Source organism: Pseudomonas sp. CM27 (assembly GCF_013179515.1).
Classification (GTDB): domain Bacteria; phylum Pseudomonadota; class Gammaproteobacteria; order Pseudomonadales; family Pseudomonadaceae; genus Aquipseudomonas.
This window is the reverse complement of the sequence record NZ_JABMCN010000300.1, coordinates 3,576-6,539: the sequence shown is the minus strand read 5'-3', so window position 1 is coordinate 6,539 and position 2,964 is coordinate 3,576. Positions and strand designations below refer to the sequence as shown.

Annotated in this window: 4 protein-coding genes and 1 pseudogene; 3 read left to right on the top strand and 2 right to left on the bottom strand. The window is 62.6% G+C overall.

What is annotated here, in order from left to right; genetic code table 11:
* Window positions 1-564 (bottom strand): phosphoenolpyruvate carboxylase (locus HP547_RS26105; protein ID WP_172288284.1); only part of this gene is annotated, 564 nt, incomplete at its 3' end.
* A 199-nt stretch (window positions 565-763) separates the two neighbouring features.
* On the opposite strand from HP547_RS26105, the gene HP547_RS26100 reads away from it, so the two are divergent.
* The 3 genes from HP547_RS26100 to HP547_RS26090 all read left to right on the top strand — a co-directional run bounded on the left by HP547_RS26100 (window position 764) and on the right by HP547_RS26090 (window position 2,642).
* Window positions 764-1,108 carry a pilin assembly protein gene (locus HP547_RS26100; RefSeq protein WP_172231668.1) on the top strand — a complete coding sequence of 115 codons (345 nt, stop codon included), beginning with the start codon at window positions 764-766 and terminating at the stop codon, window positions 1,106-1,108.
* Between the two features lie 278 nt (window positions 1,109-1,386).
* Window positions 1,387-1,800, top strand: coding sequence for a DUF4398 domain-containing protein (locus HP547_RS26095; protein WP_172231671.1), 414 nt, complete (start codon window positions 1,387-1,389; stop codon window positions 1,798-1,800).
* A 50-nt stretch (window positions 1,801-1,850) separates the two neighbouring features.
* Window positions 1,851-2,642 carry an OmpA family protein gene (locus tag HP547_RS26090; protein ID WP_172231674.1) on the top strand — a complete coding sequence of 264 codons (792 nt, stop codon included), beginning with the start codon at window positions 1,851-1,853 and terminating at the stop codon, window positions 2,640-2,642.
* A gap of 152 nt (window positions 2,643-2,794) precedes the next feature.
* Here HP547_RS26090 and HP547_RS29765 read toward each other — a convergent pair.
* Window positions 2,795-2,964, bottom strand: a pseudogene (locus HP547_RS29765) (hypothetical protein); the annotation flags it as partial.

Sequence of the window (2,964 nt, the reverse complement as noted above, 5' to 3'; positions counted from 1 at the left end):
TTCGGTGTGCCAGGCCTCGGCGATCAGCCGGCGCAGGCGTTCGCGCACTTGCTGGCGTTCGGCCGGGGTCAGGTCGCGATGATCCTGGGCGGCCAGCTGGCCGGCGATGGCGTCGTACTTCTGGATCAAGGTGCGGCGGGCCACCTCGGTGGGGTGCGCAGTCAGCACCAGCTGGATGTCGAGCTTGGCCAGTTGCCGGGCCAGGGCATCGTTGCTGTGCCCGGCCTGCTTCAGACGTGCCAGCAGCTCGGGCAGTACCCGCGCCTCGAACGGCTCGGGCTGATCGGCATCACGGCGGCGGATCAACTGGTACTGCTCGGCCATGTTGGCCAGGTTGAGGAACTGGTTGAAGGCCCTCGCCACTGGCAGCAGGTCTTCTTCGGCAAGGTCCGCCAGGGTCGAGCTCAGTTGCTCGCCGGGGCCGCGACGGTCGGCCTTGGCACTGTGGCGGATGTCCTCGATCTTCTGCAGGAACGCATCACCATGCTGCTGGCGAATGGTTTCACCCAGCAGCTCACCCAACACATGGACATCTTCACGCAAACGCACATCGATATCGGTCATTGGCCCTTCTCTCCGGCGCGGCTCTGGCGCACTGCATCCCTTTCAGCCTCAGCGCGGCCCACTGGGGCGCGCGGTACACACCCCAAGAGTGCCCACAGCCGGGCAGCGATGGCAAGCCGTGATCGGCCAAAGCAAACTAATCTCAAAGCACAGCACTCCGATGCCATGCAAGCCCTACGAGGCGTTAACAGAGGTCGTCATGAAAATCCGTGAACTCGCCCAGCACTGGGAACAGAACGCCGCCGGTACCTTGAGCCGCACAGGCCATGTGTTGCACCTGGACCTTGAGTCCGAGGCGCGCCTGGCCGCGCTGATCGACATGTACCCCAAGCGCACCGCCGAAGAACTGCTTGGCGAACTGGTGGCTGCCGCACTGGAGGAACTGGAAGCCAGCTTCCCCTATGTGCAGGGCCGTCAGGTCATTGCCACCGACGAGGAAGGTGATCCGCTTTACGAGGACGTCGGCTCTACGCCGCGCTTTCTGTCCTTGTCGCGGCAACATCTGCAGAGCCTCAGCACCACCGCCGATGACAGCGAAAAGTAACCGCCCGCACCACCCTTCCGGGCCTTGTCGAGGCCCGGGATACCTCCCCAGCCCGCAGAAGTTCCAGGCATAAATCATTGACCGATCAGTCACGAATAGTTGCTCTCTCGGGCGACTTTTTTCTGAACTATTGGAAAAACGTTCGAGTCGGAGCCAATAGCCATCACGCTAAAACCCTGCACACCTGCCCTCGTGCACCGTTGAGCTGAAGCGCACGGAAACTGTCAGGGAATGAGCGATGGACTGCTACGGACATCGTCGTTATCAGGAGTGATCCAATGGAACTGACCACCATGAAAACCCGCACTTTCAAACCGTCATCCACTCATGTGCGCGGGTTCAAGCTGGCCGCGCTGGCCCTGGGCAGTAGCCTGGTCCTGGCTGGCTGTGCGGGCAACCCGCCCACCGAGCAGTATGCCGTCACCCAGTCCGCCGTGAACTCAGCCGTCAGCGCTGGCGGAACCGAGTTTGCCGCCGTGGAAATGAAAGCGGCGCAGGACAAGTTCAAGCAGGCCGAAATCGCCATGCACGACAAGAAGTACGACGAAGCCAAGCGTCTGGCCCAACAGGCCGAATGGGACGCCCGCCTCGCCGAACGCAAAGCCCAGGCGGCCAAGGCCCAGAAGGCTGTGCAGGATGCCCGCCAGGGCGTTCAGGACGTACGTGAGGAAGGCCTGCGCAGCGCTCAGTGAGCCCTGCCCCGCCAACCTTAGCCTTCGCACTCGATCAAAGGATGAACACTATGCGCAAACACGTCATGATTCCCGCCCTGCTGGCCCTGAGCGTCGGTCTTGCTGCCTGCTCGCACGACCCTAACGCCAACCTCGAGTCGGCCCGCACCAACTTCTCCGCGCTGCAAAGCGACCCGCAATCGAGCAAGGTCGCGGCACTGGAGACCAAGGACGCCCAGGACTGGCTGAACAAGGCCGACAAGGCCTACATGGACCGTGAGGACGAGAAGAAAGTCGATCAGCTCGCCTACCTGACCAACCAGCGCGTCGAAGTGGCCAAGCAGACCATCGCCCTGCGCACCGCTGAGGGCGAGTTGAAAAATGCCTCGGCAGAGCGCGCCAAGGCCAAGCTCGATGCCCGCGACGCACAGATCGCCAAGCTGCAGGACAGCCTCAACGCCAAGCAAACCGACCGCGGTACCCTGGTCACCTTTGGCGACGTGCTGTTCGACTTCAACAAGGCCGAGCTCAAGAGCAACGCCTACCCGAACGTTACCAAGCTGGCGCAGTTCCTCCAGGAAAACCCGGAGCGCAAGGTGATCGTCGAGGGCTACACCGACAGCGTCGGCTCGGCCAACTACAACCAGACCCTGTCCGAGCGCCGTGCCAACAGCGTGCGCATGGCACTGGTGCGTGCAGGTGTAGACCCGGCGCGTATCGTGTCGCAAGGGTATGGTAAGGAATATCCGGTGGCTGACAACGGCAGCAATTCGGGCCGTGCGCAGAACCGTCGGGTCGAGGTAACCATCTCCAACGACAACCAGCCGGTGGCACCGCGCTCGGTGAGCCAGGTCAGTCAGTAAGACCGGTTGGCTGAACCCGGAACCCCGCCTTCATGGTGGGGTTTTTATTTGGGCGTTTGGTCTCGTGCCTTTAGAGATGTGGTGATTGGGAGACCGAGCGCCGCGCGGGCGGCGCTCGATTTCCCAGGCCCCACAAAAATCACGTCGCTCCCTCATTGCACCTGCTGCGGGCTTTCCTCCCCCATGCAGCGCACCGCGCGCTTGCGGTTGTCCACCAACACGCCGGTCAGGCCTTTTTGCTGAGTGTCGAACAGCACCAGCACGCCATCCATGCACTGGGCCACTTGCGGGGCGGGGTCGAGGGAGACTTTGTAGTCCTCGA